Genomic DNA, 16996 nt, shown 5'->3' with positions numbered 1-16996 from the left:
TCAGCGGCTGCCCGGCGCGCGGCGACGGCGCGCGCCGCTCCCACTCGAAAGGGGCAGCTCGCGCGCGGACGCCGCCGCCGGATGCCCCGTCGCACGAAGTTGACGGTGGGTGAGTCCCTGAAGGGGCCCGCAGAGCCGTAGGAGGGGCCCGTCGTGAACGCATGCCTTGGAGAAGTGCGTTCACGGCAGGCGTCCCGGCCCGGTTCCGCACGCTCTCAGGCGGTCGCCGGGTGCTGGGCGCGGCTGACGTCGTACACGCCCGGTACGTCGCGCATGGCGCGCATCAGACCGGGCAGGCCCGCCGCGTCCGGCAGCTCCAGCGTGTACGTGTGCCGTACGCGCTGCTCGCTGGGCGGCTCCACCGTGGCCGACACGATCGCCGCGCCCGCCGTGGCGATGGCGTCCGTGAGCTCGGCGAGCAACCGGGGCCGCCCGAACGATTCGGCGTACAGCGTCACCCGGCACTCCGGCGCGTCGCCCCAGCTCACCGGGATCGGGCGCCGGTCCAGCGCCCGCATCCGGTCCACGGCGCGGCACTCCTGCCGGTGGACGGTGACCACGCCGCCGCGTACGGAGAAGGCGGTCACCGCGTCGGGCGGTACGGGCGTGCAACAGCCGGCCAGCCGTACGGTGGCGCCCGGCAGGTCCACCACCGCGTTGGTGCCGCCCCGCCGGTCGGCGGTGACGGCGAGCGCCGCGCGGGGCGCTGCGTCGGGCGTCCCCACCGCCTCGGGGTGGGCCGCCAGCCAGCCGGTGATCGCGATCCGGGCTGCGGGGGTACGGGCGTGGTCGAGCCACTGCGGCGAGGGCCCCGAGGCGGCGTCCTGGGCCAGCAGCAACTGGACCGTGTCGCCGTCCCGCAGGACCGTGGAGAGCGGCGCCAGACGGCCGTTGACGCGCGCCCCGAGGCAGCCGTGCGCCGCCTCGCCGTGCTGCGCGTACGCGGCGTCCACACAGGTCGCCCCGGCCGGCAGGCCGAGCATGCCGCCCTCGGCGCGGAAGACGGTGATCTCGGCGTCCTGGGCCAGGTCCGCGCGGAGCGTCGTCCAGAAGGCGTCCGAGTCGGTGGTGGCCTCCTGCCACTCCAGGAGGCGGGAGAGCCAGCCGGGCCTGGTCGGGTCGGCGCGCTCGCCGTCCTGGGGGTCCGCGGCCGGGGCACGCTCCGTACCGTCCTGGGCCCCCACCGCGTCGACGGACGCGTACGGGTTGCCGAGGGCGACGACCCCGGCCTCGGCGACCTTGTGCATCCGGTGCGTACGGATGAGGACTTCGGCGACGGCGCCGTCCGGGCCCGCGACCGCCGTGTGCAGCGACTGGTACAGGTTGAACTTGGGCGCCGCGATGAAGTCCTTGAACTCGGAGATCACCGGGGTGAAGCAGGTGTGCAGCTCGCCGAGGACCGCATAGCAGTCGGCGTCCTCGGTGACCAGCACCAGCAGCCTGCCGAAGTCCGTGCCGCGCAGCTCGCCGCGTTTCAGCCCGGACCGGTGCACGGAGACGAAGTGCCGGGGCCGCACCAGGACTTCCGCGGTGATGCCCGCCTCGCGCAGCACACGCCTGACGTCCTCGGAGATGGCCGCGAGGGCGTCCCCCGCGGTGGCGTTGTCCGCGATCAGGGCGCGGGTGTGCGCGTACTCCTCGGGATGGAGGATGGCGAAGACCAGGTCCTCCAGCTCGGTCTTGAGCGCCTGGACACCGAGGCGTTCCGCGAGGGGGATGAGCACGTCGCGGGTGACCTTGGCGATCCGGGCCTGTTTCTCGGGGCGCATCACCCCGAGGGTGCGCATGTTGTGCAGCCGGTCCGCCAGCTTGATCGACATCACCCGGACATCGTTGCCGGTGGCGACGAGCATCTTGCGGAAGGTCTCGGGCTCGGCCGCCGCCCCGTAGTCGACCTTCTCCAGCTTGGTCACGCCGTCGACCAGATAGCAGACCTCGTCGCCGAACTCCCTGCGGACCTGATCGAGCGTCACGTCGGTGTCCTCCACGGTGTCGTGGAGGAGGGAGGCGGTCAAGGTGGTGGTCTCGGCGCCGAGTTCGGCCAGGATCAGGGTCACGGCGAGCGGATGCGTGATGTACGGCTCGCCGCTCTTGCGGTACTGCCCGCGGTGCGAGGCCTCGGCCAGGACGTACGCCTTGTGCAGTACGGCGAGGTCGGCGTCCGGGTGGTGCGCGCGGTGCGCCTCCGCGACATGGCCGATGGCGGCCGGCAGCCGGTCCCTGGTGGCGGGGCCGAGTAAGGCGGCCCGGCCGAGCCTGCGGAGGTCGATCCGGGGAAGACCGCGTCTGCGGCTGTGGGCACCAGGGCTGGTTGCCTCTGCGCTCATGGGGCACCTCCGGGCAGCTTCGACCGGCGGGGAGAGGGCGGGGACGCCCTCCGGGCCGGTGCTTGATGCTATCGACCCCGTCGCGTGCGGCAGTCCCGGTCCCGCCCGACGTGAAACGGATCACCCATCCGAGCGAAGATTTAACCGAAGGCGGATTCGAGCCAGACCGGGTCGATGTGACCCTCCGCGACGATGACGGCGGGCCCCGTCATCTCGATCCCGCCGTCCGGGCGCTCCGTGACGAGGAGCCGCCCGCCGGGGAGATCCACGGTGTACGTGACGGGCTCGCCGGTCACCGCCGGGTCCGCGCCGTCCCTGCGAGCGGCGGCGACGGCCACGGCGCAGGCGCCCGTACCGCAGGAGCGGGTCTCGCCGGAACCGCGTTCATGGACACGGAACGCGACATGGCGGGGGCCGCGGTCGACGACGAATTCGACGTTCACCCCGTCCGGGTAGACGGACGCGGGGCTGACCGGCGGCGCGGTGAACAGGTTCCCCGCGTGCGCCAGGTCCTCGACGAACGCGACCGCGTGCGGGTTGCCCATGTTGACGTTGAGGGCGGGCCATTCCCGGCCGCCGACCGTGACCGCCGCCTGCGCGGCGGGGAGCACGGCGCGCCCCATGTGGACCGTGATGTCACCGGCCCCGCCCTCCGAGCCGTCCTCGGCGAGGTGCACCTTCTTGACGCCGCCGCGGGTGGCGACGGTCAGATCGCCCGCCTCGGCGTGTCCGGCGCGCTGGAGGTAGCGGGCGAAGACCCGCACCCCGTTGCCGCACATCTCGGCGATCGAGCCGTCGGCGTTGCGGTAGTCCATGAACCACTCGGCCTCGGCGGCCAGGGCGCGCGCCTCGGGGTGCGCCGCGGACCGTACGACATGGAGCAGTCCGTCGCCGCCGATGCCGGCCCGGCGGTCGCAGAGGGCGGCCACCGCGCGGGGCGGCAGCTCCAGGGCGTTCTCCGGGTCGGGAACGATCACGAAGTCGTTCTCCGTCCCGTGTCCCTTGAGGAAGGCGATGGGGGCGGCCTGCGAGGCGGCGGTCTGCGGAGTGCTCACGGAAACCATCGTACGAGCCGGGTCGGACATCGCCGTCCGGGACGGCCGGCGCGGGGTCCGGGAGCTCGGTGCGGGGTCCGGGAGCCCGGGTCAGCGCAGTCGGGCGACCCGCCAGACGGCGAGGGCGACCAGGGCGGCACCCACGGTGACGTACAGGGCGAGGACGCGCCAGTCGGGGCGCTCCCCCGACGACCGGCTCGGCAGCCCCGGCCAGGTGTGACCGACGCGGCGCGCGGCCATCATGCCGGCGCCCGCGGCGCAGCAACTGATCAGCAGTCCGAGCATGGCGACGACCGCCCCGCCGTCCCCGGTGCCGAAGGCGAGGGGGAAGGCGAACATGAGCGATCCGACGGCGGCGAGCATCACGATGGGGGCGAGCTGCCAGATCCGCAGCCTGCGCTGGGGCCGGAGTTCGACCTGGACCTCGTCGGTCCCGGTCTCTTCTTCCGGACCGTCAGGACTCAGCCTCGGGCCGTCCTCCGACGTCTCCGAGGACGTGGGTTCTCTGTCGCGAGGGCCGGCCTCCATCGCCACGCGCCCTCCCAAGTCGGACTCCACTGGTCGATCGATGCCCGATGGTCGACCGTTGCTCGATGATGGCACGCCCGGAAGGACCGCACGGACGCGCGGAGCGTCCCGATGCCATCACGTGATCAGGCTGTGACCGCCCGTTCGACCAACGCGAGCGCCCGGTGCGGGAGTTCTTCCCGGTGCTCCGTTCCGCCGCCCAGCCAGTGCACCCGTGAGTCGCGGCGGAACCACGAGTCCTGGCGGCGCGCGAAGCGTTTGGTGGCGCGTACGGTCTCCGCGCGCGCCTCCGTCTCGGTGCACTCGGCGGCGAGCGCCGCGAGCACCTGCTGGTAGCCGAGGGCGCGGGAGGCGGTGCGCCCCTCGCGCAGTCCGCGCGCCTCCAGGGCGCGCACCTCGTCCACCAGACCCTCGTCCCACATCCGGTCGACCCGGCGCGCGATCCGCGCGTCCAGCTCGGGGCGGGCGACGTCGACGCCGATCTGGAGCGTGTCGTACACGGAGTCGTGGCCCGGCAGATTGGCCGTGAAGGGCTTGCCGGTGATCTCGATCACTTCCAGCGCGCGGACGATGCGGCGGCCGTTGCTGGGCAGGATTGCGCGGCCCGCCGGGGGGTCGGCGGCGGACAGCCGGGCGTGCAGCGCGCCGGAGCCACGGAGCGTCAGCTCGGCCTCCAGCCGGGCGCGCACCTCGGGGTCGGTGCCGGGGAAGTCGAGGGCGTCGATGGCCGCGCGTACGTACAGCCCGGAGCCACCCACCAGGACGGGCGTACGGCCCTCGGCGAGCAGCCGGTCGATCGCCGCTCTCGCGAACCGCTGGTACTCGGCGACACTCGCCGCCTGGGTGACCTCCCAGATGTCCAGGAGGTGGTGCGGCACTCCGGCGCGCTCCTCGGTCGTCAGCTTGGCGGTGCCGATGTCCATCCCCCGGTAGAGCTGCATGGAGTCGGCGTTGACGACCTCACCGCCCAGTTGCCGGGCGAGGTGAACGCCCAGATCGGACTTGCCGGCCGCGGTAGGACCGACGACGGCGATGACCCGCGGTGCGGTAGGTGCGCTTCTCACTGCCCCAGTCTCGCAAACAAGGGGCCCCTGCCCGAACGAGTTACGTGACGGGGCACCGCCGGGGGTCGTTGCCTGTTGCGAGGTTACGGCCACGGGTTTCCGGGACCGGCGCCCCTGAGCCGCGCGACGGGTGGATCAGAACGGCGCGGATCTTCGTCCCCGCGCGTACGATATGGAGCAGATATGGGTGTTTTTTCATGGTTCAGCAGGAGGTCCAGGACTTTGTCCGGGACGAAGGAGACCGGCACCGCCGAGGCCGGGCCGACCGGGAACGACCGGACGGAGGCCGTCGCCGCCGAGGGAGTGGAGATCCCGAAGCAGCAGTCGGCGGAGGCGGCGGCGGACAACGAGGCAGGAAAGAGCACCCGCCAGTAGGCTGTTGTCTCCTCCGAGGGAAGGTGGCCCATGGGCTTCCTGGATTCATTGAAGGCCAAGATCGGTCCGGCCAAGGAAAAGGTCGCCGACCTCGCGCAGCAGCACGGGGACAAGATCGAGCACGGGCTGGACAAGGCCGCCCGCACGGTCGACGAGAAGACCAAGGGCAAGTACAGCGACAAGATCGACACGGGTACGGGCAAGGCCAAGGACGCCCTTGGCAAGCTCGCCCACAAGGACGACGGCACTCCCCCGCCGCCGCCCGCTTCCTGATCTCCAGCCGCACGGGTACGGGGCGGTACGGGGCCTTGACGCCCCGTACCGCCCCGTACCCGTTCTTGTTCTTCTTTGCGCGTCTCTTCCACGACGCCGCGGGACCCTGCGACTACGGCGCCGCGGACCCTACGACCAGGTCGCCACGAGGTACCCGACGCCGTACGGCGCTTCCTCGTACAGCAGCGCGCCCCCCAGGCCCGCGCCCTCGGCCGCGCCCGCGAGTACCTGCCAGGGTGCCCGCCCGGCCGCCTTGAGTTCGGACGCCAGCCCCACGTCGAGCGCCGTCAGCGCCGCCCCGTCCGCCGCGGCCAGCGCGGCGGCCACCGCGGCGTCGAAGCCGTCCGCCCGGTCGTCCAGATAGCCGGGCGCCTTGAGCGTGCGGCACGCGCTGGCGTCGCCCATCACCAGCAGCGCCACCCGGTCGGCCCCCGCCGCGATCTCCCGTCCGGCCAGGACGCACCGGTCGGTGGCGAGCGTGCCGTCCACGGCCAGCCCCGACACGGGGGCGGCGGACCAGCGCACGTGATCCAGCAGCCACGCCGCGACTGCGAGGGAGGCGGGCAGCGCGGGCCCGGAGCGGTGTCCGGCGCCTTCCGGCGCGGAGTCGGCCTTCGCGGAGTCGGCCGTCCCCGCGCCGCGCGGCCCGGCCGCGCCGAGGACGACGTCCACCTCCACGCCGAAGCCGCGGAACGACCCCACGGCGCCCTGCGCGTGGGCTCCCGCTCCCCCGGCACCCGCTCCCCCGGCCCCAGCTTCCGCCGGTCCGACGACCACCAGCCGGTCGGGCCGGGCGGCGGCGAGCACACCCAGGGCGTCGGCGCAGGCGGCGCGCGCCCCGTCGAGTTCGGGCGCGGCGCCGGCCGCCACAGCGGGCACCAGCAGCGGCGGACTCGGGCATACGGCAGCGGAGACGAGCATGATCAGCAGCCTAACCAGTAACGACCAGGTCGTACGTCCCGCTCCGCTCAGGCGGGTGCGCAGCCGCCCGTGACGGCGGGGAGCGGGGCCGGGACACCGACCGTGGGCAGGCCCAGCAGGACTCCGGCGGGCTTCGCCGCCTCGGCGGTGTTCCGCTTCTCCCACGCGTCGCCGGCGCGGGTGCGCCGTACCCGCGTCGTCGGCCCTTCGGCGAGCAGGTGGTGCGGGGCGGCGTAGGTGATCGCGACGGTCACCACGTCGCCGGGACGTACCTCTTCGTCCGGCTTGGTGAAGTGGACGAGCCGATTGTCGGCCGCGCGCCCCGAGAGCCGGTGCGTGGCGCCGTCCTTGCGCCCCTCGCCCTCCGCGACCATGATCTCCAGCGTCCGGCCGACCTGCTTCTTGTTCTCCGCCCAGGAGATCTCCTCCTGGAGGGCGGACAGCCGCATGTAGCGCTCCTGGACGACCGCCTTGGGAATCTGTCCGTCCATCTCGGCGGCCGGGGTGCCGGGACGCTTGGAGTACTGGAAGGTGAACGCCTGCGCGAAGCGCGCCTCGCGCACCACGCGCATGGTCTGCTCGAAGTCCTCCTCGGTCTCGCCGGGGAAGCCCACGATGATGTCGGTGGAGATCGCGGCGTGCGGGATGGCGGCGCGCACCTTGTCGATGATGCCGAGGTAGCGGTCCTGCCGGTACGAGCGGCGCATCGCCTTCAGGATCGTGTCCGAGCCGGACTGGAGCGGCATGTGGAGCTGCGGCATCACGTTCGGCGTCTCGGCCATCGCCGCGATCACGTCGTCCGTGAAGTCGCGCGGGTGGGGCGAGGTGAAGCGGACGCGCTCCAGGCCCTCGATCGCGCCGCAGGCGCGCAGCAGCTTGGAGAACGCCTCCCGGTCACCGATGTCGGAGCCGTACGCGTTGACGTTCTGGCCCAGCAGCGTGATCTCGGAGACGCCCTCGGCGACCAGCGCCTCGATCTCGGCCAGGATGTCGCCGGGTCGGCGGTCCTTCTCCTTGCCGCGCAGCGCGGGGACGATGCAGAAGGTACAGGTGTTGTTGCAGCCGACCGAGATGGAGACCCACGCGGCGTACGCGGACTCGCGCCGCGTGGGCAGCGTGGAGGGGAACGCCTCCAGCGACTCGGCGATCTCGACCTGCGCCTCCTCCTGGACGCGGGCGCGCTCCAGGAGGACCGGCAGCTTGCCGATGTTGTGGGTGCCGAAGACCACGTCGACCCACGGGGCGCGCCGCACGATGGTGTCGCGGTCCTTCTGTGCCAGACAGCCGCCGACGGCGATCTGCATGCCCGGGCGCCTGGTCTTCATCGGCGCGAGCCGGCCGAGGTTGCCGTACAGCTTGTTGTCGGCGTTCTCGCGGACGGCGCAGGTGTTGAAGACGACGACGTCGGCGTCACCGTCGGAGCCCTCGGGCGCCCGGACGTACCCCGCGCCCTCCAGGAGGCCGGACAGCCGTTCGGAGTCGTGGACATTCATCTGGCACCCATAGGTGCGTACCTCGTAACTTCTCGTACCGCCCACTGCCTGACTCCGGTCGCCGCTGCTGGTCATCCCTCAAGGGTAGGTGCTCCCGTGCGGCCTCCTGCCGCCGTGCTCCGGCCTCCCGGGCGGGCCCGCGCGGAGGTGGGTGGCGAGTCCTGGACAAGGCCTGGCCATCACGGGGAGTGACCTGACAGGATCGGCCCATGCTCACCCTTCCGTTCCGTCTCAGCCGTGGCCGTGCCCTGCGGGGCGCCGCCGCCGGGCTGGTCGTGCTCGGACTCCTCGTGTGGTGGCTGGCGCCGATCGGTACGACGTCGCCGAGCGGTTCGGTCACCTTCAGCACGGGGGTGACCACCGGGGTGTACCAGCGGTACGGGACGCTGCTCAAGGAGGATCTGGCACGCGACCTGCCCCATGTGTCGGTCGATCTGCGGGACAGCGAGGGCTCCCAGCAGAATCTGGCACGGGTGGCGACGGGCGAGGCCGACTTCACGATCGCCACCGCCGACGCCGTCGCCAAGTACCGGAAGGACGGCAGCCCCGGTGCGGACGGGCTGCGCGGCTGCGCCCGGCTCTACGACGACTACGTACAGCTCATCGCCGCCAAGAGCGCCGACATCAGCTCCGTCGCGGACCTGCGGGGGAAGAAGGTGGGCGTGGGCCAGGAGGGATCGGGGGTCCGGCTGCTCGCGGAGCGGATCCTGGCAGCCGGCGGGCTCGATCCCGAGAAGGACGTCAGTCCGGTCCTGGCCGGGATAGACACCATGCCGGGTCTGCTCGAAGCGGGGAATCTGGACGCCTTCTTCTGGTCGGGCGGGCTGCCCACCACCGCCGTGCAGGAGCTGTCCGCGCGCTACGACATAAGGCTGGTCCCGCTGGACGCCGCGCTGGTCGAGAAGTTGCACACCTCGGGCGGGGCCTCCTCGCGCTACTACCGCTCGGCCGAGATACCCGCCGACGCGTACGGCGAGATACGGAACACGACCCCCGTCCCCACGGTCGCGGTGGCGAATCTGCTCGTCACCAGCGACCGGATCGACTCGGATCTGGTGGAGGGCTTCACCCGTACGGTGATCAAGAGCCGGGACCGCATCGGCCACAAGGTGCACCCCGCCCAGTTGGTGGATCTGCGGACCGCCATCTATACGGACCCGCTCAAGCTGCACGAGGGCGCGAGGCGCTACTACCAGTCGGTCAAGCCGTAGCCGTAGTCATGGCCGCAACCCTGGCGGCCGTGGCCGAAGCCGCCGGGGACTCCGCCGCCCTGCCGCAGGTCGCGCCGACGGTCAGGGCGCCGTTCTCGGGACGCTGACGGTGACCCGCAGACCGCGCGGCTCGCCGTGCGCGTACGTGATGGTGCCGTCGCCCGCCGCGAGCAGTGCGCGGGTGATGGAGAGGCCGAGCCCCGAACCCTTGATGTTCTGATGGCGGTTGCTGCGCCAGAAGCGGTCACCGATCCGGGACAGCTCCTCGTCGGTGAGCCCGGGGCCGCCGTCGTTGACGACGACCGTGGAGGTCGTGCCGTTGCGGGCGACCGTGACCGTGACCTCCTCGCCCGCCGGGGTGAACTTGAGGGCGTTGTCGATCACCGCGTCCAGAGCGCTGGAAAGCGCGATGGGGTCGGCCCAGCCGGTCACCGCCGCGCGGTGCTCCGTGAGCCGTACGCCCTTTTCCTCGGCCAGCGCCCGCCAGGCAGCGACCCGCTCGGCGGCCACCTCCCCGATGTCGGTGACCCGCAGATCGGCGGCGGTGTGCTCGGCCAGCGCCAGGTCCAGCAGGTCGTCGAGGACCTGGGCCAGCCGCTTGCCCTCGGTGCGCACGGAGGCGATCTCCTCGTTCCCCTCGGGCAGTTCGAGGGCGAGCAGCTCGATCCGCAGCAGCAGCGCGGAGAGCGGGTTGCGCAACTGGTGGGAGGCGTCGGCGACAAAGGCGCGCTGCTGCTCCAGTACGTCCTCGACGTTGTCGGCCATCTCGTTGAACGAGCCGGCCAGCCGCCGCAGTTCCGGCGGGCCGCCCGCCGCGGCGACGCGCGACTTCATCCGGCCGGTGGCGATGTCGTGGGTGACGGCGTCCAGGACCCGTACGGGGCGCAGCACCCACCCGGTCAGCCGGATGGCGGCCCCGACGGCGATGAGCATGGCCACCGCCTCGCCCACCGCGATGACCAGCCAGCTCCGCAGGGTGCGCGAGCGCATCTGGCCGGTCGGCGAGTCGGTCACCACGACGGCGACGACGTCCCCGTCCCGTACGACCGGCGAGTCCACGATGAGCCGGCCGTTCTGCCAGGGCCAGACCTGCTCGGGGTCGCCGCTGCGGCGGCCCAGCAGGGCCTCCTGGAAGGACTGGCGCCCCGGGCCCGCCGCCGGCACCCGCCAGCTCTTCGGGGCGCTGGCCATGGCCTCGCCGTCGCGGTAGAAGACGCCGACCCTGATCCCGTACACCTCGTGGTAGCGGGTCAGTTCCTCCTCCAGCAGGTCGCGCCGCTCCTGGCTGCCCGCGCGGCCCTCCGTACCGGTGCGGCCCTCGGAGACGAACTGCGCGAGGGCCGCGACGCGCGTCGTGTCGTCGATCCGGTCGATGACGACGTCCTGCTGCTCCGCGGCGGCGCGGCTGACGGCGAGCGGGAACCCCAGGGCGAGGAGCACGGCCGCCATCAGAATGATCAGCAGCGGCAGAAGTCGGGTACTCACCGGGCCGCTACGACCCCGGGTGCGGGGCCGGGACGACCAGCCGGTAGCCGACTCCTCGCACGGTCTCGATCAGCGCGGGCATGCCGAGTTTGGAGCGCAGCGACGCCACATGGACCTCAAGCGTGCGCCCTGTCCCCTCCCAGCTCGTGCGCCACACCTCACTGATGATCTGTTCCCGGCCGAAGACGACTCCGGGGCGCTGCGCGAGCAGGGCCAGCAGGTCGAACTCCTTGCGGGTGAGCTGTACGGGCATTCCGTCGACGGTGACCCGGCGGGTGGGCAGTTCGAGCGTGAGGCGTCCGAGCCGCTGGGCCGTCTCCTCCGGGTGCCCGGGCTCGTCCCCGCTCACGGTGCGCCGGCTGACGGCGTGGATACGGGCGAGGAGTTCACCGGTGTCGTACGGCTTGACCACGTAGTCGTCGGCCCCGAGGTTGAGGCCGTGGATCCGCGAGCGTACGTCGGCCCGTGCCGTCACCATGATCACCGGGGTCGAGGTGATCTTCCGGATCTTGCCGCAGACCTGGTAGCCGTCCTGGTCGGGCAGTCCGAGGTCGAGCAGCACCACGGCGAACGGCGGTCTGCCAGCGGCGGGCAGCACGGCCTGGAGCGCCTCCTCGCCGTTGCGCGCATGGACGACCTGGAATCCGTGCTTCGCGAGCACGGCGGACAAGGCGGCGGCGACATGGTCGTCGTCCTCCACGAGCAGCAGCCTCACGGGCCCCCTTTTCGGTCGTGATCCCGAATGTCGGGATCTTGAGTCATGTCCGATGTAGGTGTCTACGTATCTCGCATCCACGCCCATGGCGCCGCGTCAGTCAAGAGCCTTCCCGTTACGCCGAGGTTTCCGTTACCCACCCGGTACTCCCCGCACCGCCCTCTTGACACGGAGTGTCCGGTTGCGGCCGGATCGTTATGCTCAATTTCAGCTCAGATGTAATGACGCTGATCGCAGTGCGTGACTAGGGTCCTCCCCAACCGAGTGAGGACGGAGCAAAAAGCCGATGAGCGGAGTGTCAGCGACCAAGGACACCGGGAGCGCCGGGCCGGCGACGGACGACCTGGTCGTACTGAGCAACGTGAACAAGCACTTCGGCGCGCTGCATGTGCTCCAGGACATCGACCTGACCATCGCCCGTGGCGAGGTCGTGGTCGTCATCGGACCCTCCGGGTCCGGCAAGTCCACACTGTGTCGCACCATCAACCGCCTGGAAACGATCGATTCGGGTTCCATATCGATCGACGCCAAGCCCCTGCCCGACGAGGGCAAGGAACTGGCGAGGCTACGTGCCGATGTCGGCATGGTCTTCCAGTCGTTCAACCTCTTCGCACACAAGACGGTGCTGGAGAACGTCACGCTGGGCCAGATCAAGGTCCGCGGGACGGACAAGAAGGAGGCCGAGGCGACCGCGCGCACCCTGCTCGACCGCGTGGGTGTCGGTTCGCAGGCCGACAAGTACCCCGCCCAGCTCTCGGGCGGACAGCAGCAGCGTGTCGCCATCGCGCGGGCCCTGGCGATGAACCCGAAGGTCATGCTCTTCGACGAGCCGACCTCGGCGCTCGACCCCGAGATGATCAATGAAGTGCTCGAAGTCATGCAGCAACTGGCCCGCGACGGAATGACGATGGTCGTCGTCACGCACGAGATGGGCTTCGCCCGCTCCGCCGCGAACCGGGTCGTCTTCATGGCCGACGGCCGGATCGTCGAACAGGCCACGCCCGACGAGTTCTTCAGCAATCCGCGCAGCGACCGTGCCAAGGACTTCCTCTCGAAGATCCTGCACCACTGATCCGCCGCTGATCCGCGCCACTGATCCGCGCCACCGGCTCCTTCTACGGCTCACGGCTCTTCTTAGCGGCTTACGGCTCTTCTACGGCTCTACCGAGTTCGGCAGAACCTGATTCGTTCACGTCTCACCCGAGGGAAGTTCACGCATGAAGCTCCACAAGGCAAGCGCGGCCACGGCCGCCGCACTGATCCTCTCCCTGACCGCCACCGCCTGCGGTGGCAAGAGCGACGAGAACGGCGCGGGAGGTTCCGGCGGCGACAAGATCACCATCGGCATCAAGTTCGACCAGCCCGGCCTCGGTCTGAAGAAGCCTGACGGCACCTACGCGGGCTTCGACGTCGACGTCGCCACGTATGTCGCCAAGGAACTCGGCTACGACGCCAAGAACATCATCTGGAAAGAGTCGCCCAGCGCCGAGCGCGAGAACCTGATCGCCAACGGTGACGTGAAGTTCGTCGCCGCGACCTACACGATCAACGACGAGCGTAAGAAGCGGGTCGACTTCGCGGGTCCCTACTTCCTGGCCCACCAGGACCTGCTGGTCCGCGCGGACGACAGTTCCATCACCAAGGCCGCGGACCTGAACTCCAAGAAGCTCTGTTCCGTCACCGGCTCCACCTCGGCGCAGAACGTCAAGGACAAGCTCGCCCCCAAGGCGGACCTCATGGCGGTCGGCGGCTACTCCGAGTGCCTGACCGGTCTGGAGAACAAGGCCGTTGACGCCCTGACCACGGACGACTCCATTCTCGCCGGGTACGCCTCGCAGCAGGAGCACCAGGGCAAGTTCAAGCTCGCGGGCCTCAAGCTCAGTGACGAGCCCTACGGCATCGGCCTCAAGAAGGGCGACACCGAGCTCCAGAAGAAGATCAACGACGCGCTCACCAAGATGGAGTCGGACGGTTCCTGGGAGAAGGCCGTGACCGCCAACTTCGGTCCGGCCAAATACAAGAACGAGCCCGCCCCGAAGATCGACGCCACGAGCTGAGAGAAGCAGTGACGCGCCGCCGGCCGGGCCGGCGGCGCGTACCGACCAGCAAACCAGGGGAGAGCGCGGGGCATCGTGTTCGATTTTCTTGATTCCGGGCAGTACGACCTGCTCGGCGCCTTCTGGGTGACGGTGCAGCTCACCCTCTATTCCGCAGCGGGTTCCCTGATATGGGGAACGCTGCTGGCAGGGATGCGGGTCAGTCCCGTACCACTCATGCGTACTTTCGGTACCGCCTACGTCAATATCGTCCGTAACACCCCGCTGACCGTGGTGCTCGTCGGCTGTTCGCTGGGGCTCGGCCAGACGCTCCAGATCAACCTGGGCGGCGACAACTTCGAGTCCAGCGGCTTCCGGCTCGCCGTACTGGGCCTGGTCGCCTACACGGGCACCTTCGTCTGCGAGTCCCTGCGCTCCGGCATCAACACCGTGCCCGTGGGGCAGGCGGAGGCCGCCCGCGCGCTGGGGCTGAACTTCGTCCAGGTGCTCACGCTGATCGTGCTGCCCCAGGCGTTCCGCTCCGTGGTGGCGCCGCTGGCCAACGTGCTGATCGCGCTGACGAAGAACACGACGATCGCCGCGGCCATCGGGGTCGCGGAAGCCTCGGCCCTGATGAAGACAATGATCGAGAACGAGAGCAGCGCGCTCTTCGCCGTCTTCGCGGTGATCGCCTTCGGCTTCGTCGTTCTCACCCTCCCGACCGGCCTGCTCCTGGGCTGGGTCAGCAAGCGCGTGGCGGTGAAGCGATGAGTGGCACGTCCGTTCTGTACGACGCCCCGGGTGCACGCGCCAAGCGGCGCAACATCATCTACACGATCGTGTTCCTGGTGCTCTTCGCACTCGCCGCCTGGTGGGTGCTGGCCACGATGGCCGATAAGGAGCAGCTCGCGTCCGAGAAATGGAGCCCGTTCGTCACGGACTCCGCGGTCTGGACGACGTACCTGCTGCCCGGACTCGGCGAAACCCTCAAGGCCGCGGCCCTCGCCATCGTGATCGCCCTGCCGGTCGGCGCGCTGCTCGGCATCGGCCGGCTCTCCGACCACGCGTGGGTCCGCGTTCCGGTCGGCGTGGTCGTGGAGTTCTTCCGCTCCCTGCCGGTCCTGATCATGATGGTGTTCGCCAGCGCGCTGTACGTGCAGTTCAGCGATGTCTCCTCGGACCTGCGGCCCCTGTACGCCGTGGTGACGGGTCTGGTCCTCTACAACTCCTCGGTCATCGCCGAGATCGTCCGGGCCGGCATCCTCACGCTGCCGAACGGCCAGACCGACGCCGCGAAGGCGATCGGGATGCGCAAGAGCCAGACCATGTCGTACGTCCTGCTGCCGCAGGCCGTGACCGCGATGCTGCCGGCCCTGGTCAGCCAGCTCGTGGTGATCGTCAAGGACACGGCGATCGGTGGCGCGATCCTCGGCTTCAACGAGCTGCTCTCGCAGAACCGTACGATCACCGCGAACTACGGCGCGAACACCATCGCCGCGCTCGTCGGCATCGCCCTGATCTACATCGCCCTGAACTTCGCGCTCACGAGTTTCGCCGGGTGGCTGGAGCGGCGCCTGCGGCGCGGCAAGAAGAGCACCGGAGCGGTCCTCGGAGCCGAGGACATGGATCTGGCCAAGACACCGGGCGGCGGCGTCTCCTGAGGCGAGCGGGACGGGGGGTGTGCGCGCCGCTGAGCCCGTCGCTTGACGCGGGCACCCCCAGTAGGTTGCATACGTTCTGTGATCACACACCGGGCTCCTACCGCCGCCCTTGACCGTATGACCGCACGGGCCCGAAGGGTCGCGCCGTGGACCCGGTGATCGTCGTCGGCGCGGGCCCGGTCGGGCTCGCGCTCTCGCTGGCCCTCGCCGTGCAGGGTGTCCCGTCCGTCGTGCTGGACGAGGGCACCGGCACGGACGACCCGCGCCCCGCGCGGACCGCCGTACTGCGGCCGGACACCGCGGCGCTGCTGGCCCGGCTCGGCTGCACCACCCTCGGTGACGAAGGCACCCACTGGGTCGGCTGGCGCCTGATGCGGCGCAAGCAGCTCATGCGGGAGCTGCCGCTCGGCAGGGCCGGTGACGGCTCGCCGCCCCCGCTGCACATCCCGCAGCACGCCCTGGCGCGCGGGCTCCGCGCCTCCATCGCCGAAGAGGGCCTGATCCGGGTGGTCCCCGGCAGCCGGCTCGACGCCCTGGAGCAGGACGGTCACGGGATCACCGCGCACACCCGCGGCCCCGGGGCGACCTGGTGGCGCGGCAGCCATCTCGTGGGGTGCGACGGTGCCCGCTCCACGGTCCGCAAGCTGCTCGGCATCCGCTTCCCCGGGCGTACGGCGGTGGAGCGGCACGCGGTCGCCGCGCTCCGCGCGGAGCTGCCGTGGCCGGACGAGGCGCTGCTGCACCGCCGGCCGCCCTGGCCGAGCGGGGGCGAGGAGGTGTCCGCGAGGCCGCTCCCGGGCGACGTGTGGCGGCTCGACTGGCTGCTGCCCTCCCGGGGCGACCTGGTGACGCCCGACGCGCTGGTGGCGCGTTTACGGGACACCCTGGCCGGCTGGTGCGGCGAGACGCCGCCGTACGAACTGCTCGACACGGGCGTCTACACGCTGCACCACCGGCTCGCCCGGCGCTGGCGCGCGGGCCGCGCCTTTCTCGCCGGGGACGCCGCGCATCTGCTGGGCGCCGTCGGCACCCAGGGGCTCGACGAGGGGCTGCGCGACATCGGCAACCTCGCCTGGAAAATCGCCGAGGACTGGCACCACGGGGCCTCGGAGACCCTGCTGGACAGCTACCAGGCCGAGCGCCGCACCGCCGTGGCCGCCCGGCTGCGCGCGGCCGACCAGTCGCTGCCGATACTGCGGGGCGGCGGTGGACTGCGTACGTACATGCCGGGCGCGACCCGCGGGCACGACACGCTGCTCGCCGACGGGCACCTCGGGCACGGTCCGCTGGGCGCACCGCCCTCCTACCCGCACTCCCCCCTCGCGCCTCCGTACGCCGAGGCGCACACGGCGGTGGGCACGCCCCCCGGCGGACAGGTCGACGACGTACGGGTGACGGCGCCGGACGGCACGACCACGCGCCTCGGCGAGCGGCTGGGCCGGGGGCGGCTGCTGGTGGTGCTGGTCGCACCGGGCACCGGGGTCTGGGACCGGCGGCACTGGCTGACGGCGGGGGTGATGCCGCGGCTGGCCGACGCGGTGTCCGCCCTGCCCGTACGGGCGGAGCTGCTGGTCACGGAGGCTTACCCGGGTGCCTCCGCGCACAGTGTGCTGCTGGTGCGGCCGGACGGGCACCTCGTGGCCGCCTTCGGCGGGGTACGGCCCCGGGAGCTCTACGCGGCGGCGGACGCGGCGCGCGGCGGGGCTCCACAGGCGCCCTCGGGTGGTGCCGGGGCTTCGGGCGCCGCCGATACGCCGACGGCGCACTCCGTCCCGAAGCCGAACGCTCCGGTAACCCCTGACCGCACCGCGAACATCAATTGACCGCCACGGGCTCACATGGTGTACTCCGA

General features: G+C 71.3%; 16 protein-coding genes. 8 read left to right on the top strand and 8 right to left on the bottom strand.

Annotated elements, in window-relative coordinates; translation table 11 throughout:
• Nucleotides 1–215: 215 nt before the first annotated feature.
• From ACIBJC_RS36905 to miaA, 4 genes are all read right to left on the bottom strand, one after another.
• Nucleotides 216–2327 carry a RelA/SpoT family protein gene (locus ACIBJC_RS36905; RefSeq protein ID WP_399300554.1) on the bottom strand — a complete coding sequence of 704 codons (2112 nt, stop codon included), beginning with the start codon at nucleotides 2325–2327 and terminating at the stop codon, nucleotides 216–218.
• A gap of 140 nt (nucleotides 2328–2467) precedes the next feature.
• Nucleotides 2468–3382: a diaminopimelate epimerase gene (gene dapF / locus ACIBJC_RS36900; protein ID WP_399300551.1), complete on the bottom strand. Its 915-nt coding sequence runs from the start codon at nucleotides 3380–3382 to the stop codon at nucleotides 2468–2470.
• Between the two features lie 90 nt (nucleotides 3383–3472).
• The gene (locus tag ACIBJC_RS36895; RefSeq protein WP_399300661.1) at nucleotides 3473–3910 is read right to left on the bottom strand and encodes a hypothetical protein; all 438 of its coding nucleotides are present in this window, start codon (nucleotides 3908–3910) and stop codon (nucleotides 3473–3475) included.
• A 125-nt stretch (nucleotides 3911–4035) separates the two neighbouring features.
• On the bottom strand, nucleotides 4036–4974 hold the full coding sequence (miaA, locus tag ACIBJC_RS36890; RefSeq protein WP_329822546.1) for a tRNA (adenosine(37)-N6)-dimethylallyltransferase MiaA: 939 nt from the start codon (nucleotides 4972–4974) through the stop codon (nucleotides 4036–4038).
• A 222-nt stretch (nucleotides 4975–5196) separates the two neighbouring features.
• On the opposite strand from miaA, the gene ACIBJC_RS36885 reads away from it, so the two are divergent.
• Together ACIBJC_RS36885 and ACIBJC_RS36880 are read left to right on the top strand one after the other, a co-directional pair.
• Entirely contained in the window at nucleotides 5197–5349 is a 153-nt protein-coding gene (locus tag ACIBJC_RS36885) for a hypothetical protein (protein WP_399300547.1), read from the top strand.
• Nucleotides 5350–5379: 30 nt separating this feature from the next.
• The gene (locus tag ACIBJC_RS36880; protein WP_329822548.1) at nucleotides 5380–5622 is read left to right on the top strand and encodes an antitoxin; all 243 of its coding nucleotides are present in this window, start codon (nucleotides 5380–5382) and stop codon (nucleotides 5620–5622) included.
• 129 nt (nucleotides 5623–5751) lie between these two features.
• On the opposite strand, the gene ACIBJC_RS36875 is transcribed toward ACIBJC_RS36880, so the two are convergent.
• The gene (locus ACIBJC_RS36875; protein WP_399300544.1) at nucleotides 5752–6543 is read right to left on the bottom strand and encodes a hypothetical protein; all 792 of its coding nucleotides are present in this window, start codon (nucleotides 6541–6543) and stop codon (nucleotides 5752–5754) included.
• 47 nt (nucleotides 6544–6590) lie between these two features.
• Nucleotides 6591–8111 (bottom strand): tRNA (N6-isopentenyl adenosine(37)-C2)-methylthiotransferase MiaB, encoded by a 1521-nt coding sequence (gene miaB, locus ACIBJC_RS36870; protein ID WP_399300541.1) that lies wholly within the window; start codon nucleotides 8109–8111, stop codon nucleotides 6591–6593.
• 134 nt (nucleotides 8112–8245) lie between these two features.
• On the opposite strand from miaB, the gene ACIBJC_RS36865 reads away from it, so the two are divergent.
• Nucleotides 8246–9247 (top strand): TAXI family TRAP transporter solute-binding subunit, encoded by a 1002-nt coding sequence (locus ACIBJC_RS36865; protein ID WP_399300538.1) that lies wholly within the window; start codon nucleotides 8246–8248, stop codon nucleotides 9245–9247.
• An 81-nt stretch (nucleotides 9248–9328) separates the two neighbouring features.
• On the opposite strand, the gene ACIBJC_RS36860 is transcribed toward ACIBJC_RS36865, so the two are convergent.
• Both ACIBJC_RS36860 and ACIBJC_RS36855 read right to left on the bottom strand, forming a co-directional pair.
• Nucleotides 9329–10732 carry an ATP-binding protein gene (locus ACIBJC_RS36860; RefSeq protein ID WP_399300535.1) on the bottom strand — a complete coding sequence of 468 codons (1404 nt, stop codon included), beginning with the start codon at nucleotides 10730–10732 and terminating at the stop codon, nucleotides 9329–9331.
• 7 nt (nucleotides 10733–10739) lie between these two features.
• Nucleotides 10740–11447, bottom strand: coding sequence for a response regulator transcription factor (locus ACIBJC_RS36855; protein WP_329822553.1), 708 nt, complete (start codon nucleotides 11445–11447; stop codon nucleotides 10740–10742).
• Between the two features lie 286 nt (nucleotides 11448–11733).
• Here ACIBJC_RS36855 and ACIBJC_RS36850 point away from each other — a divergent pair, with 286 nt between their 5' ends.
• The 5 genes from ACIBJC_RS36850 to ACIBJC_RS36830 all read left to right on the top strand — a co-directional run bounded on the left by ACIBJC_RS36850 (nucleotide 11734) and on the right by ACIBJC_RS36830 (nucleotide 16967).
• Complete coding sequence (locus tag ACIBJC_RS36850; RefSeq protein WP_399300532.1) at nucleotides 11734–12519, top strand: amino acid ABC transporter ATP-binding protein; 786 nt, start codon at nucleotides 11734–11736, stop codon at nucleotides 12517–12519.
• 145 nt (nucleotides 12520–12664) lie between these two features.
• The gene (locus ACIBJC_RS36845; protein WP_399300529.1) at nucleotides 12665–13504 is read left to right on the top strand and encodes a glutamate ABC transporter substrate-binding protein; all 840 of its coding nucleotides are present in this window, start codon (nucleotides 12665–12667) and stop codon (nucleotides 13502–13504) included.
• A 75-nt stretch (nucleotides 13505–13579) separates the two neighbouring features.
• On the top strand, nucleotides 13580–14254 hold the full coding sequence (locus tag ACIBJC_RS36840) for an amino acid ABC transporter permease (RefSeq protein ID WP_399300524.1): 675 nt from the start codon (nucleotides 13580–13582) through the stop codon (nucleotides 14252–14254).
• On the top strand, nucleotides 14251–15144 hold the full coding sequence (locus ACIBJC_RS36835; protein WP_399300521.1) for an amino acid ABC transporter permease: 894 nt from the start codon (nucleotides 14251–14253) through the stop codon (nucleotides 15142–15144). Before ACIBJC_RS36840 ends, ACIBJC_RS36835 begins: the two co-directional genes overlap by 4 nt.
• A 146-nt stretch (nucleotides 15145–15290) precedes the next feature.
• Nucleotides 15291–16967, top strand: coding sequence for an FAD-dependent monooxygenase (locus ACIBJC_RS36830; protein WP_399300518.1), 1677 nt, complete (start codon nucleotides 15291–15293; stop codon nucleotides 16965–16967).
• Nucleotides 16968–16996: the final 29 nt, after the last annotated feature.

It is taken from the genome of Streptomyces sp. NPDC050509, from assembly GCF_044457965.1.
Lineage (GTDB): Bacteria > Actinomycetota > Actinomycetes > Streptomycetales > Streptomycetaceae > Streptomyces.
Note: the sequence above shows the minus strand (reverse complement) of the source record. Positions and strands in the feature narration are given on the sequence as shown.

Coding starts and splice junctions, on each gene's coding strand:
- ACIBJC_RS36905 (WP_399300554.1), bottom strand. CDS start 2,327: ATGAGCGCAGAGGCAACCAGCCCTGGTGCCCACAGCCGCAGACGCGGT.
- ACIBJC_RS36895 (WP_399300661.1), bottom strand. CDS start 3,910: ATGGAGGCCGGCCCTCGCGACAGAGAACCCACGTCCTCGGAGACGTCG.
- ACIBJC_RS36880 (WP_329822548.1), top strand. CDS start 5,380: ATGGGCTTCCTGGATTCATTGAAGGCCAAGATCGGTCCGGCCAAGGAA.
- ACIBJC_RS36875 (WP_399300544.1), bottom strand. CDS start 6,543: ATGCTCGTCTCCGCTGCCGTATGCCCGAGTCCGCCGCTGCTGGTGCCC.
- miaB (WP_399300541.1), bottom strand. CDS start 8,111: ATGACCAGCAGCGGCGACCGGAGTCAGGCAGTGGGCGGTACGAGAAGT.
- ACIBJC_RS36865 (WP_399300538.1), top strand. CDS start 8,246: ATGCTCACCCTTCCGTTCCGTCTCAGCCGTGGCCGTGCCCTGCGGGGC.
- ACIBJC_RS36850 (WP_399300532.1), top strand. CDS start 11,734: ATGAGCGGAGTGTCAGCGACCAAGGACACCGGGAGCGCCGGGCCGGCG.
- ACIBJC_RS36845 (WP_399300529.1), top strand. CDS start 12,665: ATGAAGCTCCACAAGGCAAGCGCGGCCACGGCCGCCGCACTGATCCTC.
- ACIBJC_RS36835 (WP_399300521.1), top strand. CDS start 14,251: ATGAGTGGCACGTCCGTTCTGTACGACGCCCCGGGTGCACGCGCCAAG.